Origin of the sequence: Saccharopolyspora mangrovi (genome assembly GCF_035320975.1) — a bacterium.
Lineage (GTDB): Bacteria > Actinomycetota > Actinomycetes > Mycobacteriales > Pseudonocardiaceae > Saccharopolyspora > Saccharopolyspora mangrovi.
The window spans coordinates 53,360-78,647 of the sequence record NZ_JAWLNX010000034.1; the positions used below are offsets into that span (position 1 = coordinate 53,360).

20 protein-coding genes and 1 pseudogene are annotated in these 25,288 nt (G+C 62.2%); 10 read left to right on the forward strand and 11 right to left on the reverse strand.

What is annotated here, in order from left to right; translation table 11 throughout:
- The first annotated feature begins 17 nt into the window (after positions 1-17).
- Entirely contained in the window at positions 18-785 is a 768-nt protein-coding gene (locus R4I43_RS31405) for a hypothetical protein (protein ID WP_324269340.1), read from the forward strand.
- A 10-nt stretch (positions 786-795) separates the two neighbouring features.
- Positions 796-1,059 carry a hypothetical protein gene (locus R4I43_RS31410; protein ID WP_324269341.1) on the forward strand — a complete coding sequence of 88 codons (264 nt, stop codon included), beginning with the start codon at positions 796-798 and terminating at the stop codon, positions 1,057-1,059.
- Positions 1,060-1,446: 387 nt separating this feature from the next.
- Here the strand turns inward: R4I43_RS31410 and R4I43_RS31415 are convergent, their stop codons facing one another.
- The gene (locus R4I43_RS31415) at positions 1,447-3,177 is read right to left on the reverse strand and encodes a pentapeptide repeat-containing protein (protein WP_324269342.1); all 1,731 of its coding nucleotides are present in this window, start codon (positions 3,175-3,177) and stop codon (positions 1,447-1,449) included.
- Between the two features lie 1,126 nt (positions 3,178-4,303).
- Here R4I43_RS31415 and R4I43_RS31420 point away from each other — a divergent pair.
- From R4I43_RS31420 to R4I43_RS31440, 5 genes are all read left to right on the forward strand, one after another.
- A complete protein-coding gene (locus R4I43_RS31420; protein ID WP_324269343.1) occupies positions 4,304-5,002 on the forward strand; it encodes a Crp/Fnr family transcriptional regulator in 699 nt (232 codons plus the stop codon).
- A 50-nt stretch (positions 5,003-5,052) separates the two neighbouring features.
- Complete coding sequence (locus tag R4I43_RS31425; protein WP_324269344.1) at positions 5,053-6,027, forward strand: hypothetical protein; 975 nt, start codon at positions 5,053-5,055, stop codon at positions 6,025-6,027.
- Between the two features lie 6 nt (positions 6,028-6,033).
- The gene (locus R4I43_RS31430; RefSeq protein WP_324269345.1) at positions 6,034-8,250 is read left to right on the forward strand and encodes a hypothetical protein; all 2,217 of its coding nucleotides are present in this window, start codon (positions 6,034-6,036) and stop codon (positions 8,248-8,250) included.
- A gap of 131 nt (positions 8,251-8,381) precedes the next feature.
- Complete coding sequence (locus R4I43_RS31435; RefSeq protein ID WP_324269346.1) at positions 8,382-9,023, forward strand: hypothetical protein; 642 nt, start codon at positions 8,382-8,384, stop codon at positions 9,021-9,023.
- A gap of 96 nt (positions 9,024-9,119) precedes the next feature.
- Entirely contained in the window at positions 9,120-9,470 is a 351-nt protein-coding gene (locus R4I43_RS31440; RefSeq protein ID WP_324269347.1) for a hypothetical protein, read from the forward strand.
- Between the two features lie 1,047 nt (positions 9,471-10,517).
- On the opposite strand, the gene R4I43_RS31445 is transcribed toward R4I43_RS31440, so the two are convergent.
- The 4 genes from R4I43_RS31445 to R4I43_RS31460 all read right to left on the reverse strand — a co-directional run bounded on the left by R4I43_RS31445 (position 10,518) and on the right by R4I43_RS31460 (position 16,097).
- A complete protein-coding gene (locus R4I43_RS31445; RefSeq protein ID WP_324269348.1) occupies positions 10,518-11,828 on the reverse strand; it encodes a site-specific integrase in 1,311 nt (436 codons plus the stop codon).
- A 403-nt stretch (positions 11,829-12,231) separates the two neighbouring features.
- Entirely contained in the window at positions 12,232-12,459 is a 228-nt protein-coding gene (locus tag R4I43_RS31450; protein WP_324269349.1) for a hypothetical protein, read from the reverse strand.
- A gap of 819 nt (positions 12,460-13,278) precedes the next feature.
- The gene (locus R4I43_RS31455; RefSeq protein WP_324269350.1) at positions 13,279-13,647 is read right to left on the reverse strand and encodes a hypothetical protein; all 369 of its coding nucleotides are present in this window, start codon (positions 13,645-13,647) and stop codon (positions 13,279-13,281) included.
- A 176-nt stretch (positions 13,648-13,823) separates the two neighbouring features.
- Positions 13,824-16,097 (reverse strand): AAA family ATPase, encoded by a 2,274-nt coding sequence (locus tag R4I43_RS31460; protein WP_324269351.1) that lies wholly within the window; start codon positions 16,095-16,097, stop codon positions 13,824-13,826.
- Between the two features lie 1,305 nt (positions 16,098-17,402).
- Between R4I43_RS31460 and R4I43_RS31465 the strand changes: the two genes are divergently transcribed.
- Together R4I43_RS31465 and R4I43_RS31470 are read left to right on the forward strand one after the other, a co-directional pair.
- Positions 17,403-18,053 carry an Ltp family lipoprotein gene (locus R4I43_RS31465; RefSeq protein WP_324269352.1) on the forward strand — a complete coding sequence of 217 codons (651 nt, stop codon included), beginning with the start codon at positions 17,403-17,405 and terminating at the stop codon, positions 18,051-18,053.
- 25 nt (positions 18,054-18,078) lie between these two features.
- Positions 18,079-18,486, forward strand: a complete 408-nt coding sequence (locus R4I43_RS31470) for a hypothetical protein (RefSeq protein WP_324269353.1) — start codon at positions 18,079-18,081, stop codon at positions 18,484-18,486.
- A gap of 100 nt (positions 18,487-18,586) precedes the next feature.
- Here R4I43_RS31470 and R4I43_RS31475 read toward each other — a convergent pair whose 3' ends face one another.
- The 6 genes from R4I43_RS31475 to R4I43_RS31500 form a co-directional block, all read right to left on the reverse strand.
- Positions 18,587-19,159 (reverse strand): hypothetical protein, encoded by a 573-nt coding sequence (locus R4I43_RS31475; RefSeq protein ID WP_324269354.1) that lies wholly within the window; start codon positions 19,157-19,159, stop codon positions 18,587-18,589.
- A gap of 85 nt (positions 19,160-19,244) precedes the next feature.
- Positions 19,245-20,462 (reverse strand): WXG100 family type VII secretion target, encoded by a 1,218-nt coding sequence (locus tag R4I43_RS31480; RefSeq protein ID WP_324269355.1) that lies wholly within the window; start codon positions 20,460-20,462, stop codon positions 19,245-19,247.
- An 18-nt stretch (positions 20,463-20,480) separates the two neighbouring features.
- Positions 20,481-20,630, reverse strand: a complete 150-nt coding sequence (locus tag R4I43_RS31485; protein ID WP_324269356.1) for a hypothetical protein — start codon at positions 20,628-20,630, stop codon at positions 20,481-20,483.
- Between the two features lie 137 nt (positions 20,631-20,767).
- Positions 20,768-21,118 (reverse strand): SAV_915 family protein, encoded by a 351-nt coding sequence (locus R4I43_RS31490; protein WP_324269357.1) that lies wholly within the window; start codon positions 21,116-21,118, stop codon positions 20,768-20,770.
- Between the two features lie 596 nt (positions 21,119-21,714).
- Positions 21,715-22,059, reverse strand: a complete 345-nt coding sequence (locus R4I43_RS31495; RefSeq protein ID WP_324269358.1) for a hypothetical protein — start codon at positions 22,057-22,059, stop codon at positions 21,715-21,717.
- 571 nt (positions 22,060-22,630) lie between these two features.
- Complete coding sequence (locus R4I43_RS31500) at positions 22,631-23,083, reverse strand: hypothetical protein (protein WP_324269359.1); 453 nt, start codon at positions 23,081-23,083, stop codon at positions 22,631-22,633.
- 1,728 nt (positions 23,084-24,811) lie between these two features.
- On the opposite strand from R4I43_RS31500, the pseudogene R4I43_RS31505 reads away from it, so the two are divergent.
- Positions 24,812-25,054, forward strand: a pseudogene (locus tag R4I43_RS31505) (DUF2637 domain-containing protein); the annotation flags it as partial.
- Between the last annotated feature and the right edge of the window lie 234 nt (positions 25,055-25,288).

The following is a 25,288-nucleotide window of genomic DNA, read 5'->3' on the forward strand; positions in this document are numbered from 1 at the left end:
CAAAGGACCCTAAAACCATGAGCCCAGAATTCAACGCCGATTCTGTAGACGAACCTGACGATGACCGCGAGCCGTCGATCGACCCGCTACGCAGGCCAAAACATTTAGTCCCGGCACTCTCGCTGTTCCAAGATATCGTAAGGAGCGCCTATAATCCGACCTTCTACCTGGCGAAGTGGGCCGAGGAGCAGAGCAACTTCACTTCGAAGCTTGCAGGTCAGCTCACCGAGGACCAATTCAGTCAGTTTATCCGGTCGACTAAAGAGCAGAATCGCCAACTTCTCGCGACGCAGTGGCCCAGCCAAATTATCCCGACAATTGAGCGATTACTGGACTCTCTCGAACGACACGATCGCGATGACGTCGAAGAATTCGAGCCGTCCAACTGGGCTCGCCTTGATAAACGCATCCGGATGCGAAATTTGCTCCAACTGGCCAAGCGCGGCTATCCGATTACATGGGTACCGAGGGTCAGCGTCCTCGAATTGCTCCTGAATGCGTCATCCGCGGAGCGCGGCACCGCGCTCCTGGATCACCGGAAGGCTGTGCTGCACGACTGCGTCGCTGTCGTCAGTGAGCTAAGGGGGACCGTAAACGCCCCCTGGGACGAGCAAGTCGAACTTCTCGACGAGCTGGTCCGGATGGCGGAGAGCGGGGTTTTTCCGAGCAGGACAGCCACTGTCCGCCTCAGTGTTGGACGTCGTAGTGAGGCAGCTTTTCGAGCCACCACCAGGGGCGTCGCGCTGGAGGTACAAACACCTGACCAATGCTGTCGACGAAGCTGAGCCCTGGAGGGTGCCGACGAAGGCGGTCCGCACCGTATGCACGTTCCTGCAAGTACCGCTGGTGTTCGGAGACATCAATTTCGAAACGCAGGGCATTCCGACGTTCTTCCACAGGCACGCCACCGCGCACGCGATTGGACGCATTCAGTGCACCGAACTGAACGCGCTCATCGGCCTCATGACTGCCGTCTCCGCCGTACGGGAGGCCCACGAGCTGAGAGGCCAAGCCTTCTCCGACATTCTCGTCGAGCTCGGAGAGAGTGGATCAGACTGAGCAACGAAGACGACTAGTTGACAGCACCCGGACGTACAAATTGCACAACTGTCTCATAGGCGATCCTCCAGCAGGTACACCACGACCGGGACAACGGTGACCCCGACTGCACTAGCTGGCAGCCAGAACCCCTGGTCGTCACGGAGATAGGCCAGGAACTCGTGGGTGAAAGCCATGCCACCTTCACATCGGTCAACAGCTGGCCGGACCGGCCTTCGGCGTCAACATCACCCAACGCGTCTTCGATCAGCGCGTCCGCGGCGCGACTGGAGCTCCGCCGCTATAGCCCCACCAGACACGAATCGCCCCGCGTCGCTCTCAAGGCAACGCGGGGCGATTCGTCGTTCGCAGTCCATGACAACGAACCCTAAGTGGGCGCGTGGTCGCTCAGCGCTTAACGCGATTACGTATGGCCAAGAGTGTCAAGCCGAGTAGCAGTGGGCCGAGCACCCGCATGATCAGCCGTACAACCTCGCCCTGCGGGGTGAGGACAGGAAGCCCTGCAAGTTTGGGTTCCAACGACACAGCACTCTCGGCGGCGTAGAGCACACTCGCGCTCAACCTATGGGGAATCTCCAGCGGAGGCGGGGTTGGCCGAGGAGGAGCGAGTCCAACTAGGTACAAGGTGGTCGATGCCATAGCGATAAGGACAACCAAGCAGCTCAGTGCTCGTGTCATTCGCAGCCCATAGCCTGAAACCAGCCAGTACAGGAAAAGGATCAGGCGCTCGGGCCAGGGTGTCGCGCTGTCTGTTCGGCGCATCTCCATCTCGCCGTAGTAGAAGTCAGCGGCGCCTGGCTCGTTCTTGCTGTCCTCTTGGGCCTTGCGCAGGTCCCGATACAACGCGGCTACCCGCTTGGCGTTCAACGGCGTGGCCCCCGGCGGGTTGAACGATGAGTGGATCCGCCATCCGGTGCCTTTGGAGCCGGCGGCTCGTCGGCCGCACTCCTCCTCTAGGACCTGTCGACGCGTCCACCACCGCACCGGTGGCCAGGTCCAGCCGAAGCGGGCACCCTTCGGGGGCCAGGCGAACTGGCAGTCGCCCTCCAGGCGGAGGGTGTCTAGGTGGTGCGCTCCGGCGAACCTACAGGGCGACATGTCGATGTCGGTAACCACCAGGTCCGTGACGTCCACGCCTTCCAAGGAGGCCAGTGCTGGCGACTGCTGGAGGTAATCCGGTCCCACCTCTAGTCCAGCTATCTCGTTCCGTTGTTCGTCTGCCTCGACACGCTTGGTGGGTGGCTGAGCAGCGTTGACGATCGCGGACGGCGCCCCGAACTCTGCGCGCCTGAGAGTGGTGCAGGCGAAACGAAGCTGCAGTTCAGCCCCAGACGCGAACCGAGTCTCGACGCACTCCAGATAACTGGCGGAGACCTGTACCACCACACGCTTGCTGAATACGGCGCGATCAAGCGTCAAGCACCAGGAGGCGACCACTGGCCCGAACGACTCCGCCATCTCAAATGCCACGCCGTCAAACATGGCGTCCTCGCCGCTGAACGTCGTCTCGCTGAACAGAGCGTCACCGCTGAACGTCGTCTCGCTGAACAGAGCGTCACCGCTGAACCGTGCCCCGTCGTACAAGGCATCGCCGCTGAACGTCGTCTCGCTGAACAGAGCGTCACCGCTGAACGTCGTCTCGCTGAACAATGCGTCACCGCTGAACCGTGCCCCGTCGAAGGAGACTTCGCCGCTGAACGTCGTCTCGCTGAACCAAGCTGTGCCGTTAAGCTGTGCCCCGCCGAACCGGGCCTTGCCGCTGAACGTTGCCTTGCCGAAGGAGACTTCGCTGTCGAAGGTCGTCTCGATGAACCAGGCGTCGTCAGTGAACGTTGCCCCAATGAAGAACGCGTCGCCAGCGAACCTCGCCCCGACGAATGAGGCATCAGCGTCACCGGAGAACGTCGTGCCGACGAATGACGCCTCGTCGGCAAACGTGACCCCATCGAACGAGGCACCACCCGAAAACGTGGCCCCATCGAAAGAGGCACCGCCCAAGAACGTTGCCCCGACGAATGAGGCAAAGCCAGAGAAGACCGGATGGCTATCCTCCTCGCGAACCGCGTCGAGGATTCGCCCGAGCAGCTCAGGCGACAGCTCGGTGCCGCGGAGGTCCACGTCGCTAGATCGGCGGAGTCGGGTTAAAGCCTCGTTGAGCTGTTCAGAGGCCAAGTGGGCTAGGCATTGGCCGAAGCCATCGACTTGGACCCCGGTACACCGCGACCCATTTTGCCCAGCAACATCGCACGTGGCCCAGCTCGGGCGAAGCCGAGGGACACGGCCGGAGCCGGTCGCGAACTGTGTCATGATCCTTTTGTAGAACATAAGGGCCGCGCTCGGGGCGAATTCGGCGCGATCAGGGGTGGAGGCGGTTGGCCGCTGACCGAGGCTGGCCCGCTTGGTTCGCGGACATGGCCCGCCTTCTGCCACCGACTCCACGTTGACCGGCCGCCGTACGCTCCTGGCACGCTCGGTCGAGGCTTGCTCACAGCCACTGTGCTACTTCCCGGGCACCCGGGCGGGGACATCGTCGGCCTCCTTCAAGCCCTCGATATCGGGTGCGTGTACGAACTGCCCAAAGGCGGATTTTCAACGCGAATGAAGTAGGCGGCCTCGGCTGCCCACTTCCCGCCTCCGCGGGGTCTCTCGCAGTGGTCCGTGGCCAATGCTTGGCCAAGACGGGCTCAACTGCTACATCTTTGCTGGTCAAGAGCCAGGTGGTGAATCCCCTCGATGAGTCTCACCGTCTAGCCCGACAACTGAGTGACCGTGATCGAAGACGGCCCGTTCATCTGCACACTCAACCGCACCGGGCGCCTGCACCTGGAACCAGGCAACCAGAAGATAGCCGCATCGATCCTCGTCGTGGTCCGCGTGTACGACGACATCAACCCAGACCCTGCTGCCCTCGATTGGACGGCACGTCTGCATCGAGATATGGACCGGCGCCCGTTCGCCGACGCCTCCGTGACGCCGGAGGCCGACGGGATCGGACGGATTCTGCTTGCCCAGTCCGGGTGCAGGCAGACACGAGGCAGATCACCGACCTGCGCGGGGCGCGGCCTGGCCATCCGCCAACGTGGCGCAAGGGCTGGGAGTCAAGAGGCCAGGCGGTCGAAAACTTGCAGAGCGAAGATTGAAAATGCCTCGCCAAACCTACCCAGGGTGGCGGCGAACGAGGCTTTTCGGGTGATCTTGCCGTGGGCCACCCATAACGCACCGACCAGTAACTACACACGAACTCGTGAGCACAGACAACGATACACGGCGCCTACGTGGCTTCCGCTCCTTCCTCCCCGATCACGTTTGGGCCGCACTCGTTCAGCGTGGTGTCCGCAAACATCACCACGCAGGTGACCGGCTGTTGCACCAGGGCGATCCCGGCGGCTGGGTATTGTTGAGCCTGTCTGGGCGGTTGAAAGTTGTATACGCCGAACCCGACGGTCGCGAGATTCTGCTTGCCGTCCGCGGTCCCGGTGACGTACTCGGCGAGTTCTCAGCCCGGGACGGACGGCCCAGGTCGGGCACGGTGCAGGCTATCGAGCCCGGCATCACAGCCAAGCTGTCGGACAAGCGTTTCGGCGAACTCATCCAGCACTTCGGCCTCATCGAACGGCTTCACGTCTACATCATGGCCAAGATGCGGGAGAGCGCCCCCCACGCCTGGCAACTCGCGCACCACACCACGGCCGCGCGACTCTCTGCGCTCCTCCAGACCCTCATCAGTGCTGCGGGGCCCGACCATCCGCATCCGACCACCATCGCAATGTCTCAGGAAGAGTTGGCATCGGCTCTGGGCCTTGCTCGTTCAGCCATCACCCCGGTGCTCGCTACGTGGAAGTCCACGGGGCTGATCCGAACAGCGCGAGGAAAATTGCAGGTGCTCGACCGCGCTGCACTGAACAACATGGTTATGTCCAGTTCTGGACAGAACGGCCGGTGACCATCGGGCAACATCGGCTCCGCCACGCACCACAGCATGGAGGAGTACTCGTGGATCACGAGAGTACGGACGGACTAGGCCAGTACACTGGAATTCTCGCGGTCGATGTCCGACAATTCAGCAAACACAACACCTCCCAGCAACAGACGATCGTACAGCTGCTGCCGACGATTCTCCAGAAATCTGCCGAACGCGCTGACATCAGCGAGTTGTTGCAACGTCATATCTTCCGCGCGTTTCGAGGAGATGGCTACCTAATTGGGTTCAACCCGGACCTAATTGGCACCGTAATCGACAGGTTCCTTGACGCGCTACAAGCCGAACTTCGCCGACACTCCGCAGAATTGCGATCAAGTGGGATCGAACTGCGCTTGCGGGCCAGCCTACATTTGGGTCCGTTGCGGTCGTTTAACACGCTCGCAGTCGACTCACCTTCAGGCACTCTTATGGTGGAGAGCGGACGGATGGTCGATGCTGACGCGGTTCGAGCATTGCTCGACCACTCGGACCCGCGGGTGACGCTGCTAGCCGCAGTCGTGTCCGAAGAAGTCATGAAAAACGTCATCGAAGCAGGCTGGACCGCTCGACAGCCCAGCGAGTTTGTGGCGGCACCCCTGCGTGTAAATGCGAAGGACTACTCCGGCACGGGATACCTGCGCGTTCCAACCGTTTCCGGCGAGCTGTTGCGATCAGGCCTTCTGCACGGGCAGCCGGAGCAACCTGCCACAGAAAGCACTGAGCCGTCGTCAAAATCGGCCGATCACATATCCAACACTCTCGACGGACGCGCACAGAACGCCACTCAGGCTCAAAACGTGCACGACGGGGTCCACTATAACTCTGTGCACGCCGATGCAGCTGGGATTGCCGTGCACGGTGACGGAAATACGACTGCCGGAGGAAACGTCGATCAGTCGACGAACAAGCAGGAATATTCAGGACACTTCCACACTCAGGGAGATTCCAACTTTGGCCCGTCCAGCGGTCGCCGTACCGGACCGCACAACGACCCATCGGGTCGGTGAGCTTCTATGGACTCCTACGACATTGACGGATTCGGCATGCTCGAATCTCCCAAGCCGCCCTACAACACGAATCCGAAACCCACATCACCGCAGCCGGGCCCGTCGGAAGCACCAACCTCCCCCGAGCCGGCAGGTGCACCAGAGATCCCGCCAGTCGAAGTCGGAAATCCGGTGCAGCAGACTTCTACTTCAGTGATCGGAAATAATAACGAGACTGCAGGAGGTGACCTCGACAAGTCCTTCTACAAGACCGACCTGCGCGGGGCCGTAATCACGACGCCGGAGTTCGTGGAACAACTCGCTCGGGCAGGCGTTCAAGGACGTAATGGCCGCGGTATCCAAGATCCGGAAGCACTGGAACGCTTGGCGGACAAGTACGTCGCCCCACCTCAACTGCTCGGAGAAACCCCGGATGGCGAGCATGACACGGCGTTCCAAATCCTTACCAGCCGTAAGGTTCTCTTTCTAGGTGCCCCAGCACGTGATTGCGGCCAGCTCTCGGCGGCGCTCCGACTCGGTCAGGAGTTGCGACAGGAGGAAGACGCTCGCCTCATCGTTCGCGAGGAGCTCATGGATCCCAGTCTCCGATTGCATCACGATGGGTTGCTGGTCGAGCACGAACCCGCAGCGGTAATCATCGACCTACGCGGGGCAAGCGAGAACGATCTTCAGACTGTTCGCCGTAGTCTTGTCGAATTCAGCAGCGATCTCTGGCGCTACGAGAGCTATTTGATTCTGATCATCCCGCCAGGTTCTGAGCGCAGCTTCGAGGACAGCTTCCCTGACAGGGTGCACCTGCTTCAGCAACCTCCTGCTCTCAAAGTCTTTGCGAGCCACGTCGGCCGACCCGATGCACATGAGCTCGTGATCAGCGCCGAGGCAGAAGGCCAGTTGGAGGAAATGTGGCCCCCGAAGATCAAGGCTATCGCCGACGCGGTCCGCGACGGTACTGATCGGGGTGAACAGCCACTTCAAGCGATCCAGAGAGCCCTGGAACGCGAGGCGAGTGACCTCCCCTCTGAGCTCCGGAAGGAGATCCTCACGAAACAACAAGAAAACGACCCGGAATGGCTCGCGATGCTGCTGGCAGTCAGCCTTCTGGAGGGTGCACCGCCCCAACATATCGCGCGGGCCTCCGATCAACTATTGCTGCACAACAAGATCCGTCCACCGGAGGAGATTCCACCGCTTTTGCGCCCGAGCCCGTACACCCGGCTGCTACGGCTCCCAGACAACTGGTTCGACATCGGCCGCCGAGAGCTTCTGCCCTCCGGTTTCGGCAAACAGGTCCTGAGGCACTTCTGGCGGGAACACCCGGACGTCCAGGAATCACTACTGACCTGGTTCGGCGAACTCCCCAGATCCATGCGCGAATTCGAACGTGGTGAGTTAGAGCAAATCGCCGACCGTGCTGCCGAGCTCGCTGCAGAGGGCGGCTCCAAAATCGCAGTCTCTCTGGCCATCGAATGGGCGACTACAAATTCGGGCACGGAGTCCGGAGGACTTCAAACGTCAACGTCTCAATCAGCCCGCTACCGGAGGTCCGTCGCCGTACGCCTGCTGACCACGACCGCGACGGACTCCTCGCTCGGCAGGGATGTACGGCAGCAGCTTTGGGACTGGTCGCGGGACGGAAACGCCGACCGTAAGCTGCTGGCCGCAGAGGTCTGCGCCGGATTGGGTGAAGCTTTCCCGCGAATGGCGCTCACCCGACTCAAGCATCTAGCGAACGGCGAGAACACAGATGTGAGGGCAGCCGTTCTTCGCGCCGTGCGACAGATCGGTACCGAAATCGGCGCCTCACGGTTCTTGCGCTACCTATCTGAGTGGTTCCATCGTGCTTCCCCTGCGCGCTTGAGCGTGATCTCCGAAAGTGTCAGCTCGGTACTCACGGACCACGCCGAGAACATCGACACCGACGCCGCCACCTCGTTTTGGCATCACGCCCTCGACACGATGCCGCCAGAGGACCTACGGATGCTCCTCGAAAGCTGGCTGCGTGCTGCGACAACGCTGCGACCCGACGAGCGCACCTGCATGGTGGAACCGATTGTCCAGGCAACCGATTGCACTCCCCTTAGGATCGCACATGTTGATTATGCGAGTCGATTCGGACGCCCATCTCTGGATATGAGTTCCCTGCGGAACGATCCGGTGGCGGAGCTCGTGGACCAACTGTGGACACGACTCGATGAAGTGGATCCCGTTTGGACATCGGAGTGAGCAGACTGCTTGGATTCAGACGGTCGCACCGGAATCGGCGATACGCACAAGAAGTCCGTGCACAAATGGCCAACGGTGACACGGGTATCGGGTGGCCACGAAACGGACAGTCGCTTGTCACACTGACATTGGTGAGCGCCGACGAGGCGCTTTACTTTAACGCGAACATCTCCTTCTGGGCCAGGTGGGTTGGGTCCGAAGCGGCTCCGCCGGCGTTGCTTGACGTCGCCAAGACGGGGATCTTGCACCGCGCAGAAACTGTTAGCTCACGGCACAGACTCACGGCGGCTGAGCGATTGAAGGGAGAGTTGAACACCGCGCTCCTAAACTGGGAGACGGTCGCAAGCTCGTCGGTGCAAGCACGCGGCTATTGCGTCTCAATCGATGTCGTTCCGGAACTTCTCGCCATAGTGGAAGAGCACCAGGAATCGGTCCGTCAACGCATCGTGCTGTCTTCGCAAGAGTTGCGTCGCAGGCATCAGCAGGATGAGATGAGCTCGATAATCCTCGACCCGCTCCGCGCGACGGCGTCGTGGCTGCGCGATAATCAGGACAAGCCGGAAGCAGCAGTAAAAGTCGCTCAGAATTTTCAAGAGCTGCGAGACATCCTGGCACCTGAGATTCAGCCAGATTCCGCCGGAAAACTTGTTGACGAGTTTCTAACTGAAGCTGATGACGCAGTTCGATCCCGGACGGCTCGACTGCTTCGAAATTTCTTCTACAAGCACGAAAGGGGCGATCTCGCTGCTCGCCTCCCATCGTTCGACGAGTGACAAGGCTAGCACCCGGGCCAGAGACACAGCTTCGCGCCACGACCGGAGCGACATCACTTCGGTGTCCGCCTTGGGCTTGACCCGCGACGCACGCCCGTGATCAACGAAGCGCGCATTTCCCCAACGAGGACTGATCAAAAAATGAAACATTCAAACTGGAGCGCGACCGGATGGCAAGCGTTCTATGAATACAGCGACAGCGAGGCGCAGACTCTGCCTATCGAAAGATGGGACTCCATTTCAGGAAAGGCCCTTGTGGTATCCGAGGAACACAAGTGTCTCGTATCAGCCGAAGATTTACCTGGATTCAAGAGAATCGATTTGTGTCATCGCCCTGTGGGATTCGTAGCGGCCGCGCCGGACACGGTTGATGAAAACTCGCGCCCCGTAGTGGCCTGGATGATCGATGAAGACGGTTTGGCTTACCCGGTCACCCACAACGGCTAGTATTTCTCTGGGCGTAGATCGCATTTCTGCATAGGCGCGGCTTTCCGCAAGGTGAGCCGCCCTAGCGGGAGAACTCAACCTCTCTACGCGTCGGTTGACGTTCAACCTGGCCGGATGCAAATTTGCCAACTAATGACGATGCAGTCATCCGACTAATGATAGAGAAGTTCGTACACAACGGAAGCGGTGTTTCCAGGTCAATTTTCCAAAGGGGGTACGTGTTGCAGCGACGGCTACGAGCAAAAATGGAACACCTTTCCGAAACGGAAATACCACCTGCTGATGCCAGATTTATGCTCGGCCACCTCGCCACCCTTACGAACAACGCCGACACCAAAGCAGGACTCATCGCGACCGCTACCACTGTCTTGCTTGGCCTTGCGCTGTCCCAACGCCAGGAAGTGTCTTACATGATCAACCGCGCAGAAGGACCTCCATGGTTATTCCTTTCTCTCTTCGGAATGGCAGTGCTCAGCGGCGCTGTAGCCGCATCTGCTGTCGCCCGCACGTTGTGGCCGCGCCTAAACGTATCAGAATATAGCCGCTATTCATGGCCCTCAGTAGCAAAAACCTCATCCGTTGCGCTCACCAGGGCAAGTTACCGAGGTGAGCGCCGTGAGGCATGGCATACAGCACAAGACATGGCGCGCATTCTTGCCGCCAAATACCTAAGCCTCCGAATCGCCATAATTTCATGGCTCCTCTCGGCAACGTTCCTACTATTCTTCCTTCTCGGGGGGTAAAATCATTCAAGAATGCCAATAGAAAAGGGATTCTGATCCAGGAGAACCCGCTGCACCGACGTGGACACAAGTCGAACGTACCCGCACGCTGAACTTGAGTACCATCTCATCCGCTCCCGGGCCCCTGGGTGCGAACCTGGGTGCGAACTGTTGCCACACATGCCGTCTGAACCACACGCGAGCGAACCCACAGTCCCAAGGACCAGTGATTACACAAGTGCGACAACGTGAAGCCGACTCAAAATCCGTCCAGTGTGCGTTCGAATCGCACCGGGGGCACTCTGTGACCTGCGTTTTCTCTTGGTCAACTCTGCTCAAGATCACGGTATGACGCTGGTGTGACACTGCCAGTCCCAACGCCCGCCCTCGGAATGATCCCCGCCGCCCGCTCGGCCGCCTCCCTGGCGACCTCCGGCAGCACGGCCGTGTAGATGTCGCTAGTCATAGCCAGGGTCGAGTGTCCGAGCATGGTCTGGACCAACTTCATATCCACTCCGGCGGCCAGTGCGAAGGTCGCTGCGCAGTGACGAAGGTCGTGCACCCGGATGGGCGGAAGACCCGCCCTGGCTGTCAGAGCGTGGAACCTGTTGGACACCTGGTTGGGATTCAACGCCGAACCGTCCGGTCTGGTGAAGAGCTTTCCGGACTCAACCCATGTCGAGCCGAGCCGTAGCCGCTCGCCAACCTGCGTCTTGCGGTGGTCTCTCAAGACCTCCACGGTGCCTCTGTCGAGCGCGACCGTCCGGCCACCAGCATCCGACTTCGGGGGGCCTTCGATGATCTGGTTCCCCACCACGGTCCGGCTGATCCGCACGGTGATCGTGCCGTTGACCAGGTCGACGTCCTCCCACCCGAGTCCACACGCCTCACCTCGTCGAAGGCCTACGTGTGCGATCAGGTGGAACATCGGCGACAGCGGGTCCTCGGCAGTCTCGTCAAGGAACGTACCGGCCTGCTGCGGAGTCCAGACCATGACAGGGCTCGGGATCTCGCCAGTCTCCTGCCACCGCTCGACACGTTCGGCGTTCCACACCAGTGCTTTCGGTGGCTTGCCGCTCGGCAGCTTGACCAACTTCGCCGGGTTACTGTGCAACAGGCCTGCCCGGACCGCGTCGGACAAAGCCGTACGCAGTGTGGCTCGCACCCGTTGCCGGTTGGCGTCGGAGGACTCCACAGTGGCGAGAGCTTCCGAGACATGCTGCGGGCGGAGCTGATCCAGCCGAAGATGCCCGAGATTCGGGCGGAGGTGGGTGCGGATGTGGCCTTCGTAGGAGCGCACGGTCTTGGGACGTACGTCGGTCTTGGTGGCCAGCCATTGGTCCAGGTACTCGCCCATGTACTGCCGGTTGCCAGCCGACAGCCCACGACGCGCCTGATCGCGCAGCGAGTCGAGTTCAGCCGCTGCTTCAACCTGAGTGGCAAACCCGCTTCGGGTGACCGGCTTGGCTTTTCCGTCCGGGCCTGGAAGGGAGATCGAGAAACCCCACGTGCCGTGGCGCGGGTTCCAGGTTCCGTCAGCCCGGCGGAGTTTCGGGCACTTGCGTCCGATCTGCTGACGCTTGCCGTTCACCAGCTCAGAACAGCCACATCTCTTCGTCACGCTGCCCTTCGCCATGATCGCCTCCCCGGCACCTGTAGGACCCATTATCCCAGGTCAGGGAGGTCAACTCCACAGGTCTGGCTACACGTCGCTGAATCCACCGTTGCGGTACATGTGCTCGATCTTGATCTTGAAACCAGACCGACGACCGCTCGGGCTGTTTCCGCCGTGCCGTCGACATCTGCCGAAACCGACGTGCTCGGTGCCCCAGCCGGCCGGGAGCTGGCAATGCGAGCCCCCGGCTCGGGTCCTCGCAGCGTTGCAATGTTCGTCTGGAGGGATGCGTCGCGACCGGTCGACCATGAGATTCTCCTGCGTGGACAAACGAACCCGCGTCCCGGATACGCTCGACATAGCTTGATGATCAGAATTCGCGGCCGAGCCGCTCATGTCCCGCGTGGGCTGAACCTTGAGTGCCTCACAGCTCGGCTCCTCCGAGGTAGCGCCATAGATCAACAGTCAGCACCTGGTAGCGCCCGCCGACCCTGCGCGCAGGAACCGGGTATTCGCCATCGGCAGCGAGCCGATACGCCCGTGTTCTCGCGAGGCCGAGATACCGAGCTGATCGCTCCACGGACATGACCGCCGGTTCCCCCTTCAGGTGACCGAAAACCTCGCCGAAGGTGTAGCCATTCTTGATCACCATTCATCCCTAACTTGATCCCTTTTGGATTCATACACTGCAAGAATGACAGCAGATATCACTGTGCCGCAAGGAGATCTGTCGGGTAATTGAATTGACAGTTGGGCAATATTCTTCTTGTATCGCAGCGCGATTCACGTCGCGGGAGATCGACGGGCGCGGATGTAAGTCCATCAGGGACAGAGGGCTGTACGGACGTACGGTGGCCTGGATAGCGGCCTACAAAATCTGGAAAGTGGCTATTGACGCGGACCAAGATTCCGAAGCGCGCACTATACGGCACTCATACGTACCTACGGCTAGAGACCCGGTTCTGGCTTCGTGCACAAGACAGACACTGTCATCGCGCGTCGGCATTCGGCTCACCGAGTCGGCGGTAGGCCCAACGTGAAGGCTCATCCGGCAACCATCTACTGCTCACGCACGGCGGCAGGCGATCCGGATTCGGAAAAGATCGGCCGGCCCGTGAACGAAAGCCTGGGTCTCAGCTCGGTTGCGTGCTGGTGATCATCTGCACCGACCGTTGGTGGGTGAGACCCATGGCTCATCGAGCAAGCTCAGGGCGTCCGACCCCAGATGACCGTCGCGTCCTCGGGCTGTGGATCGATCCTGGAGCCACCCGCCTCGGTCACAGCCGTGATCGACCGCCATCACCTCGATCAAGTTAGACTCGCCACTCAGACATGCCGCCCGGTAGACGACCAGCGAGTCCAGCAGCTCGTCGCTCTCGCCGCTCCACATCGCCGGAAGAACCCTGGCTCCGATCATGCTCGCCGGCGTAGTTGTCGCTGCTGAGGTCGGCGCTTAGGAAGGTCCACCTGTTCACGGCTTTGCCATCCTTTGAATGATCAAAATGGTGTCCCGGGTGATGAGCCGCCCCGGTGGTTGAACGGCGTCGAGGAGGATGCCGCACTCACGCAGGCCCCCTCGCAGTGTGCACAGGTGTGCGATCAGCGTGAACGGGCTCCTAGGCAGCGGCTCCCACAACGTGAGTACCAACAGCATATCTGCGTAGATCTTCAGGCGAATCAATAGCTCAGCCGCCGTCCCCTCGAACCGGCCGTCGGGCTGCTCGGCGAGATAGGCCGCTACCGCGCCGATCACCGCGGAGGGCCCCCAGTGGTTGAAGGTGTACTCGGCCGCGTCCGCCTCGGTTTTGGTAGTCAGGAGCTCGCTCAGGTCGTAGTCCATCGTAGTGTGCCTCTCTGGTTGGTCGGCCCGTCCTCTCTGAATGGACCGTGTACCGCATCCCTGCCGCTGGCCAGTTGTGCTACGCACGGGGGACTCGGAACCTTGGAACAACTGGAACAACTGGAGAGCCGGGCCGGTCCCAGTTGTTCCAGTTGTTCCAAGCTTTGATGTCTCCCCTAGGATTTGGAACAGCTGGGCTCGACCTGCGGTTTTGTTCCTGGCAGGCTCCAGTAGCTCCGGCTGGGGAAGCCGACAGACTCCGACGTGACCTTGATCCGTTTCCGAGCACGTTGCAGGGTCGACATCGAGTGCCCTTCCGCATCCCCCGCTTGCTTCACGTCGCTGGAAGCGGCGGACCCTCCGACCGAGTGCAGGAAGTCCTCCAGCCATTCGGCAGCCTCGACCGTCCTGTTGCGGCCGTCCTCGTCCTGGCTCGCGGCCTCCCGCATCACCTCATCGATCGAGCGGCTTTCGATCTCGTCCAGCCACTGAAGCTGACCGGTGAGGACCGGCCCTTCCTCGGTCATGGCGACCTGCGTAGATTCGATCTTGAACTTCAGGGTCGGCTGGGCATCCCGGCCCAGGTTGTTCTTCGGCTGCCCCAGCAGGCGGACACTCTCGTCGTCGGGGTCCTTGATCACGGCGAACACGGATCGTGCCACTGCGGCAAAGGCCCGGCTCGCCATCATCGAGGTGACGACATCCACCTTGGTCGACTTGTTTAGGTGAATCAGGCCGAGCACGGCCGCGCCGCACTCGTCCGCCATCTCGACCAAAGGCTCCAGCGCGCGTCGTACGTCAGCGTCCTTGTGCGTATCGAGCCCGGGGTCCACACGGGACAGCAGAGGGTCGAGCAGAATCAGCGCGGCGTCGACCTCCCGCACCGCGTCGCAGACGCCTCGGATGTCGTCCGGAAGAGATAGGGCACAGCGCAGGCCCTCCTTGGTCGTGACGTCGGCTCGGAATACCCGCTCCAGGTCGGCCTCAGCGGCCATTAGCCGAGGAGCGATGGTGTGCTCCCAGCTGTCCTCGGTGGCGACGATGATCACCGACTTGGGCACCCCGCAGTGGACACCCTCCACACGGCCCCGGGTCAGATCGGCGGCGAACTGATAGGACCAGGTGGACTTGCCGACCCCTTCCCGACCACCGATCAAGCCAAGCGTGCCGGCCGCGAGCCTCCCAGCCCACGTCCAGTGGACGGGTCGAATCTTGATCTCCGCCGCCGAGGTGAGCGACACGGTCCGTCTACCGTTGCGACGCTCGGTGCCCACACCGTCAGCTGCGGCCACGGAGCCCGGGTTGTCAGTCACGGCGAGCACCTCCGCTCCGGCGGCCTCCCCGAGGGCTTTTCCCTCCGGTGACAGCAGTCCGTACGTCTCCGTGATCCCGAGTTCCGATTTGGCCAGCTGGACATGCACCGGGTTGTCCCGGTCGAGTTCCTTGCTGGCCATGTAGAAGTCCATTTTGGAAAGGTCGTTGCAGCCATACCACGCTTCGGCGGTGGCCGACCAGAAGTGCACCCAGCCGTCCGTGTCCGGCTTGAATTCGCAACCGGACTCGTGCCCCACCGCGCTCTTGTCAGCCGTCAGGTCGTCTCCCGGCCGCATCCAGGTGGGACAGCCGCAGGACTCCAGGTCCTCCCTCGGGGACCACCCCTCGGGCTTCATCAGCTCGTCCCACCGGGTGTTGGATGCCCAAGCCTTGACCGCCGACAAGCCACGGCCCTCGGAGAGCGCAGCGCGTTCCTTGGTCCGCTCGTTGCGTTCCCGCTTGGCCTGATAGGTCCGCTCGATCGCGTGGGTGACCCAATGCGGAGCGACCCGCACAGCCGACCTGAGCTCGTACGAGCCCTCCTGGCGGACGGACGGGGGTGCAACCACGTAGAAGTCGCCGTACATCAGCACCGCACGATGGTCCGGCTGGCCCTTTTCGGGACGCCGACCGTCCAGCGGCAGATACACCGCCGTGTTGTCTATCGAAGAAGGCAGCTCGTACCCGTCCGGCAGCACGTAGTACCAGTGTCCCCCGTCCTTGTGGCGGCCTGATTCCAGACCCGGCGTCAGCACGGTGGGCAGGCAGAGGGATCGAAGTGCTTCGGCGTCCACTCCTGACACCTGCTTCAGGTGATCGTAGAAGGACTCGACCTGTCCAGGCGTGTCCGCGTCGCAGACCACAAGACGAGACCGGCGCAGGTCGATGCCGAAATTGATCTCGGCGTCGCCGAAGTGCTCGAACATCTTTCGCACGACGTCACGACCGGTCGAGGCGTGGAGCCGTCCGCAGTTTTCGCGCTTGCCCGTGCGGGGGTTTACTACGCAGTCATACGGGCAGGCGGGAAGCTTGGATAGGTAATCGACGGGGAACACGCACAGACCAGCCTCGGCCATCGAGACAGCGGTTTCCGAGGCGCGCTGATCACGCGGTGCGCTCAGCGCCTCGGCGACCATAGACGCGCGCTGTGTGGCGGAAAGATCACTACCGTGGATGTCGGGTCGGGGCTCTATACTGGACATCGTTCGATGCCTCTCTGGTGATAGGTGAGGGACACCGCTTCTCGACTTTCGGGTCCGGGTAAGCACCGAGATCGGTCAGCATGGCCCTGCTGGTTGATCGCTTCCGGGAATCCCCGGTACCGCTGAACAGGGGTTGGTCCCCCTGTAGGTACCGGGGATTTTCGCGTCAGCAAGGGTTTTACTCCGCCACGTCTCCGCAGGCTTTTGAAGCTCGCCATGCCTGCATGTGGTGGGCGTGGCACACGTTCCGCGCGTAGCAACGGCGCGGACACCCTTCCACAGAGCACGGCAGCTCACGCTGGGGTATGCGGAGAGGGGCGAGCTGGGGTGCGCTCGTCATGAGTTGTTCCTTCTCAGGCGTGGGGTGGCTGGGATCTTGGCCGCTTCAGCTTTTCTCCGCTTCACCTGATCGCCGGGTAGTCCCGGCCTCGTGATGAGGGTACCACCACCGACACGGCATCCGCTGTCGTGCTCGGCGACGCCAGGACCATCGTCGCAGGTGAAGGGACCGCTAAACTCGACCTCGTGCCCTTTTCTAGGCGCAACGATCACACCCGCGAAGGCGGTAGCGTTTCCTTCGAGGCCACGGTCAGCCCTGTTCATGCGAGCAGGGACGTACCTCTAAACCCACCAGGAAGATCGCCATAGCTCGGTTATCCGATCCGATCTTGGCTACCGTCACCCTCACCCGCCAGAGCGGCACCTGCACGACTCTCAGCTGCGGACGCGTCCACAGTGGAACTGAACGGTGTCCCAATCCTGCTATCAATCGGTTTGGAAGTGCCCCAGCGGCGGAGCGTCGACCGCGAGGCCGCGTGAGCAGCCGCGCCCTGAAAGCAGCTGCCGCAGCACAAAAGCTTGGCTCCGCGCTGATCGAGTGACCGAACGCAGTGAGCCCCACCAGGCGCAGCCCTTTGGGTGTACTGCCAGCGGGCGAGGAACTCCACCACCTCGCAAATGCCGACGCGACGTCGAAGCGTCCCAGGTGGTCGGTTCGTCGGAAGCAGGCTGTTCGTCCTGTCCTCCCTGCGTACGTGTGTGCGGATCTCCCATTCGCTGGCCGAAATCTGATTGCCAGGGACTTTCGGCACGGGTGCGCATGCACTACGTGGTGCAGCGTTCCTGACATGCGTGACCAGCAGCTGTGGACCACCCACGACATCGCTGCCTACCTGGGTTGGCAGGTGGGGTCGGTGAACTCGTGGCTTGTGGGCAGGGTCGACCGCCAGGGGGGCAATCATGAGCACCTACGACCCGCAGACCCCGGTTCCGCCGCCTGCCTCGCATCCACAGCAGTCCTACGGCCGCACCGCGTTGATCCTCGGATGCATCGGAGTGCCGCTGGCGTTTGTGCCGATCTTCGGGCTCTTGGCGCTGCCCGTGGCGATCGTCGGCATGACGCTAGGGATCGTGGCTCTGAAGCAGGTCAAGAAAGGGCTTGCCACCAACGAGCGGGCTGCGTGGGCGGGCATCGCGCTCTGCGTGTTTGGTCTAGTGGTCTGCCTGTTCGGAGGACCTGGCGGGGCCGGACCGGTCCAGCAGCAGGGGGAGGGCAGTGCAGGTGGTGGTGGTGCTGCCGTCAGCGAACCCCAGTACCCGTCTAGTGAGCACGAGAACGCCTGGGAGTCAGCGCAGTCCTACCTGCGGTCCGGTGACTTTTCCGAAGCTGGACTGCGCGGTCAGCTCGAATTTGAGAAGTACCCACCCGACGTGGCGGCGTGGGCGGTCGCGAACGTGCACGCGGACTGGAACGCAGAAGCACTCAACGCTGCCAACTCGTACATGGAGTCCGGCAGCTTCTCCCGTGCAGAGCTGCACGATCAGCTGACCTCCGATGCTGAGCAGTTCACAACCGAGCAAGCCGACTACGCGATCGCGAACCTGCGCTGACATCCAGTTCCAGAGGGGAACCACCATGTCTCAACGTCGAGTCATCACCTGGATCTGGGTCGGTAACGGTGGCGGACTGCTAGTCGCTGCTTTCTTCACCGGCATTGCGTCATCCGGCAACGAGTCCACGACCTCTGCCGACAGCACCACAGCAGCACCTGCGCCAAGCGGTCCGTCCAGAACGGAGCAGTGCGCGTTGACCGCCCGGCAAGCGCAGGTAAGCGCGGCGGAGCAGGGTTACGACCCAATGGTGATCTGGAGCAGCGGCTACGTGATTCCTGCACTCCCGCAAGCGGAGGACGACGCATACCGCCAGGGCGTCTCGGCGTTCGATCTGCAGATACAGGGGTACGGCGAGACCGACCCCGACGTGCTCAGGCAAGCGTTCCTGAGCGCAGCGCGTGAGAGGTGCGCTCAGTATTACGGCTACTGACGGGTCAGGTCGGCAACGCCTCCGCCTTGCTTCGGTGGGGGCGTTGCTGATGTGTTGGTCGCAGCGGGAGGTGAGACTGTCCGCGTCTCCGACAACCCCGTCATTGCTCGCCGTACTCCCACTCCCGCAGGTGTGGGGGCACTTTGAGGGCGAGGTAGTTGTCGGCCATCGTGTTGGTTTCGGCGCGGCCTTCGTGGACCGAGTGGAGGATGCCGAGGTAGACCAGGTCCCACAGTTCGCGGTTGAGCTGGAGATTGTTGATCTGGGCATACAGCGAGTTGCCGTGGCGGTCCTCAATGTCGAGGTAGTGCGCTGCGCCGCCGACCGTGACGTGGACCTTGGTGAGCTCGTAGATCTTGACGATCCCGGACTTCCCGTAGATCAGCCAGTCAGCGCCTGCCGACATCCGGAGATTGCGTCCAGCCAGCAAAAAGAGGAACGGCCAAGGGAGGATGAACAGCCAGAGCCACCACGTAGTGACCCAGCCGAAACCCCAGTCCCGCCAGACGAGGTAAGCCACCGCGATCACAGCGAGGATGAGTCCCATGGTCAGAGCGCGCCCGCGGGTCGGGTAGAACCACTCCAGGACTGGGCCTTCGCCCTCCGGTGGTTCCGCCACCTTGGCGCGGCCACGTTTGTGCTTGTCCTCGGGCGTCTTCCAGCCCGGTTCCAAAGGAGCACGCGGTGGTCGCGGCTCGCCGGTCTGGGGGTCTGGTTTCGGGGGCAGTCCTGTTGTCACGTCACGCTCGCTCAGCGGGTCATCTTGTCATCTTCGGGTTGATGTCCGACAGCTTCTCACCAGCCGACTGGACGCCGTCCACGATGTCGTCGCCCCATTCCTCAATGGCGAAGCCGACACCCCAAGAGGCGAGTGCGCCACCTGCGACCACCCAGCCCACTGGCGTACCCATCGCGGCGAGTCCGACCGTGGCACCCGCACCGGCGAGAAACCCGCCGACGCCCGAGGCGACACTGGTTGTCGGGTCCTTCCCAGCGATCCCGATGTCGTAGCCGATTCCCAGGCCCGTGATGACTCCACCCACGACCGGGAGTTTGCCGGCGACCTTCAGCGATCCTCGGAGAAGTCCGCTGCCGACCCGGTCAGGCTTCTTGCCGAAGTCGAGGGTCATTTGCAGAACGCCCTTGGTACGCGGCCCGAGCTTGTCGACCCACTGCGCGGTGCGCGTGCGGGTGGCCTGGGCTTCCAGAGCAGCGACCTTCTGAGTCTTCTCAATGTGGATCATCGCGGCTCGGGTGCGAGCCTGCAGCGACATGTATGGGTTGCTGGAAAGGCGTTCGGAAACCTCAATCGACCCGCTACGGGCGATCTTCATGGCCTCGGCGCGCATCGTGGCCGTCTGGCCTGCGGTGGCCCCAGCAAGGCCAGCGACGACGTCCGAGGCGTTAAATGGTGACTTCTCGATCAAGCCGCCGAGGAATCGGTTGAGGACCGCGATGGCATTGTTCTCATGATCGCGAGCGTCGGCGACCATGACCGCGCAGTCGGCGTACGCCTCCACCTTGCGCACGAACGCCGAGTGGGCCTTGGTCTGCTCAGCATGGATCTGCTTCTGCTCGGGGCTGGCGGGCTTGTCGGTCGGCAACGCCGTCGGGTCAGGCGGCTCCGGGCCGGGTTCCATGATCAGATCGCCCTGGATGGTCAGCCCCTCGGCCTGTGCGTGCTCACGGGCCTGATCCATGCGTCGCTTGACCGTGTCGATGTCGTCGGCGTAACGGCGCAACGCCCCGGCCAGCCCGCCGTAGTCAGCCGAGACCTCGTCGACCTTGGGGCCGATCTTGCCCATCCCGTCGCGGAACGACTGGCCCGCCTCACTAGGCCAGGCGTGTTCGGACTCGCCCTTTGCTCGGTTGATGGTGTCCAAGGCGGCGTCTACGGCACGGGCCATTCCGTCGAGCCAGTCGGCAGCCGTGCGAATCGTGCCTGGCTGAGCGTCAACGTTGATGTCGAGTGGCATGTTCAGTAGTCCCCAGAGTCAGCGCGGCATTTCCGGCGCGGTCTTGCCGATGTCCCCGGCATTGGTGTGGTCGACCTCGTCGTAGAGGTTGCGGCCAGCGGCGACCTCATCGGCAACGGCGTTCATGCCCTCGACGATCCCCGCAGCCGACATGGTCAACATCGCCATGACTCCGGCGATCGCCTCTGAGGGAGTGCCCGCTTGCGGCGCCGCCGGGGCTGGGGAGCTGCTGTCGAGGCTAGAGGCCCCGTTGCGCATTGTGCTGGCCAGCCCGTCAAGCTCGCCAAGGTGTGCATGGGTTCCGCTCATCGCTGGTCACCTCCTGCAGAGTCGCTGCGCTGCTCAGGCGGCAGCGGTTCATCCCAGGCGACCATGTCCGCACCGCTGCGAGCCTGAATGTCACCGAGCTGATCTGGCAGGACGGAAGCCCACGGCTGCAGGTCGCCGCAGTGCACCACCAGCGATTCCAGCGAGGTGTAAACCAAGATTGCTACTCGGCCGTCCTCAAGCTCCCGCATCGAGATCGTGGCGTCGGCGTCTGAGCTGGTCAGCGGCTTCTCTAGCGGTAGATAGACCGGCTCCGGTTCCTCGCCATTCTGCTCGGCGATGTAGTCGGCTCCGATCACCGCGGGCGCGGCGTCGTCCCCAGCGCGCATTGTTGGTCACGGCCCCCTGCATGCGTGATTCGTTAGGTTCACCGCGCACGGTATCGGACCTGCCCATCGGTCGGATGAGGGTTTCTACTCGATCATGCCCCAGGACAACACGAACGGCCTAGAGCGCGCCGTGCCCTGCGCCTGGTTACCCGGAGGGCAGGGATCTCACTGCTGAAAGGTTCGTCACCAGGCGGGAACAACGAGGCCGGAAGGCGACATGGACCGTGTCCGCAGGACCGTGGGCACCCTCCAACCGTCCTACAGCTCTGGCACTTCCACACCGCCATTGCCCCTGCTCTGGCTGCCCAACCTCGTGCCCACAGTCATCTGGTAGCGCAACACCGTGCTGTGGGCCACACGGTCATGAGCGTGTCGGACTCGCAAAGCCAGCAGAGCCGAAGACCAACCAGCAGTCATGATGCGGGTCAGTACCGGCGGCCCGACCGCAGGCGGGACCGCCACGCGGCGCCGAGAGGTCCTCTCCCCGATGACCTCATGGCTGACCAGCGTGACGCGAGTGGAACCGGTCGTAGAGACGGGCCGCTTGTGTGAGGTCAGGCGCCGTGAATCACCCAACGATCGGAAGGGCATTGAGATCACGCGGGGTTTGGAGGACTCCGTCTGTCTCCTTGGATGCCTCGCGCAGCCTGGGCAAAGTCGTATCCGCAGCCCTTGCACTCCATCTGGCCGCGCTTGACCGTGCGACCGCATGCCGGACAGTCACGGGTTTTTGGCTTGGTGATCAGCCAGAGGATTCCAAGGATCATATCGGCGGCGACCCACAGACCGATGATGAGTCCGGCTCCGATGGCGGTGCCGACGTTGGACGCAGTGTCCTCCGGATTTGGTCGAGTGGCGACGCCGCCGATGATCCAGACGAGGAAGATCACGTTGATGGCGAGGATGACCCAAGTGAAGATCCGGAAACGCGGGAATCGCATGACGCGCTCCTTCCACGCGAGCTCTTGCGGCTCTGGCAAGAGCCGCCCAATCACGGTGTAAGTCGCCAGCGGTGTAGTCGCCAGAGGCCAAGTGCCCGGACACGAAGCTTGCAGCGCATTGCTGTTCATCGCACGGCGCGGGCACCGGGGTGACTCCCCCTCCCGGGGGCAAGATCCAACACCGGGGGGAGATGCTGTTCCTCGCGGTGCCCACGACCGTGCGAGGTTCCTTTTATCGCAGGTCAGCGGCGCATGTCGCGGCCTGCGCTTAGGTTCCGGCGCATGGCGTGGGGAGAGACCAAACGGGACCGCCGGTTGTGTGAGGCGCAGAAGCTCATGAACGACGCTGCCGCGTCGCTGCGGGCCCGGACGGGCCAGGCGATTTCAGCCGGGGGCGACACCACGGTGCCGTCCCAGAGCCGCTACACGATGGCGTCACTGTTGGAGGCGTTATCCCATGAGGTCGCCCGAGGTCGGGTGTCGGAGTGGACGATCACGGAGGCGGTCAAGCCGTCCCGATCGATCGTGGATGAGGACCGCCCCGGAGCAGGACGCGGCCCGACGGGACTGATCAGTAGAACCCTTTGTCGCGGAACTGCCCCCGCAACTCCTTGACGATCTCCTGCCGCTGTTCTTCCTCCGGCCAGTTGCCGAGCTTGTAGGCCTGTATCACCCTGCGGACCGGGCTGGCACCCGCCTTGCTGGTGCAGCGCGGGCACACCTGCGGAAAGACCCGTTTCGGGTTGGCCATCATGTCCAGCAGCTCGGCCGGGGTGAACACCCACGCATCGCGGCGATCATCGACGAACCTGCACGGGTCCTGACGATCGATCGGGTCGAACTCGGCATGCAGCAGCACGGTCAGGTTTCCGGGCTCGGCGCTCTGCTGCAGCAGAAACCGCGGCGGGGTGGTTACCTGCCCGCGCAGCCCCATCTGCTTTAGCCCACGCTCCAGCAGGCCACGAAAGTAGTTGATCTGCTCGTCGGAGAGCTCGTCGACCACGTCCACGCTGATCCGAGTCATGGCACGGTACCCTAGCCCGAACGGGTGAAAGATCGATAGTTTACGCAATGTGCGGAGGCGGCTACTTCTGGTGGTCGCCGCTTGTTCAGTAGGCCCAAGGTGTACTCCTGGCAGCGGCGCGCCGACCCGCGTCGCAGAGGCCAACGGGCAATGGCAGGAACATCCAGTCCCGGACAGCGGAACCTCTCATCGTGATGCCTCGTTACGAGGTCCGAGACCGCCGTTGCGGGTCTATTCGGCCAGAGCCGGTGTGCTGACACCACCCACGACCCGAAGACCCTGGAGAAGCCCAAGATCAACACAGTGGCTTCCCAAATTTTGGGTCCGTAAAAATCTCGACGGTGCGACTTTCTCCCAAACAGGAACCACAGCCCGCGCCGCAGTTCGACCCCGGCTTTCGTCAGGGATCGGCTGAATGAGCCCGGCACCCCTCGAATAGGATCAAGGCAGGCAACAGTCGAGCGTCGGAGCGCCCCTCCGACCTGCGTAGTCACCCCACAACACCTGGTAGGCAGGATGCTGCGGGACGACACCAGCCAACTGGTTCGGAATGGAGCCACCAAGGTTTGGTGAAACCCGGCGCGTAAGGCATCGTTAGAAACGATCGTCCAGGCCAAGCCCTAGCCCGCAAGGGCTCCGTGATGTCGTGGCCACCGTGGCACCCCCGCCGATACAGGTCATCGCTGATCGGGACCTCCGTGGGCCGCCTGTCTGTTGGGCCGAATGCGTACGGCCGAGATCGAGGACAACTCACTCAGTGTCAGCGCGCACGGGGACTACGCCGCAATGGACTCCGACTTCTTCCTTCCCGAAGAAGGTCACTCTCAGTGATCTACATCGGCACACCAGCGACCTGATCCCACTTAATCCGGATACCAACCCACCTTGGCGATCTGCCTACCTGCGCTACTACGGCTTGCACCGGCTGCGATACCGCCATCGAAATGGCCATTCCTTGATCATCAGCAGCCTGATTATCCGGCCACCCAACGCGTTGTGTTGATCAACACAGGTGCCGAGCGTTCTACGCTAGACATGAGCAAGCAGCCCGGCACATACGCCTGGTGCTCAAGATACCCCCTGACCGCAGCAGATTACACATGAAGCAGGGGTAACACGCCTGCCTTTGTGGAGTAGTCCACTTCCGCTTATGAGGCATGCGCGTCCCCACATGGTGATGCCCTTGTTGGGACACATCTGTCTCCCAGTGTTTGGCCGAGGCCTCCGTGTTCAGACGATTCTGACGGCTGGGGTACCTGTCCACGCACGTACAGCCACATGACTAGGCAACATTCCTTGACCATTAGGCCCAGCTACAAGGTCACCCCTACCTCGGAAATCTGAAGCAGAGGTCACCGAGCGACCCCACAACCGGACACCAATGCGAGTTCCACAGAATCGCCAACCTCCTATGGGCAAGATCAGTGGATCATGTGGACGCCATCGCGTGTGACGCTGAGATGACGCTGCACGGACGGGACCTGGCTGACACGGGCGGAACCTACCTGACACGAATTTCCGCCCATTGTGGGACAGTCAGCCCTCTACCCGACACTGTCTATCATGGACAGTCACGCTTCCAAGCTAACTCAAAATCCGTCCAGTGTGCGTTCGAATCGCACCGGGGGCACGTACAGCATCCTCACCACCTTGCTCTGGTCGTGAGCTGCAGATATCAGGGCGGGTCAAGATCACCCGAAGGCGCCGTTCCCAGGCGGGTGAAGCCTGATGACCAGCACATCTTCCACACCGGGCTCCGTCCGCGATCGATCACTGCGTCTGCAATGCGCCTGCACCCTCCTGGTAGCTGTGGGAGCGGCCTACGTCTCATACCGACACGGCCGCGATTTTGCTCTGCGATACGGCGCCGACGAGACCACCGCCGCGCTCTGGCCACTCATCGTCGACGGGCTGTTGACGATGGCCACCATCGAGCTATGGAGAACCGGACACCATCATCACGCCACCGGCCAATGAGGTGATCTCAGTGGAGTGAGGTGGCGGTAGGCCTGGGAGATGTGGGCGTGGGGTCCTGGTAGAAGAAGGTCTCACCACAAGATCATCTTCACGGAACCAGGACCCCACGTGATCACCTATCGTGCCAGGCTCGATGTCGCTGACGAACTCGCCCTCTACCTCGCCGGACTCCTCAATGCCGAACGACGGCGCCGCGGCACCGGGCGTGGACGCCGCGCGTTATCGACG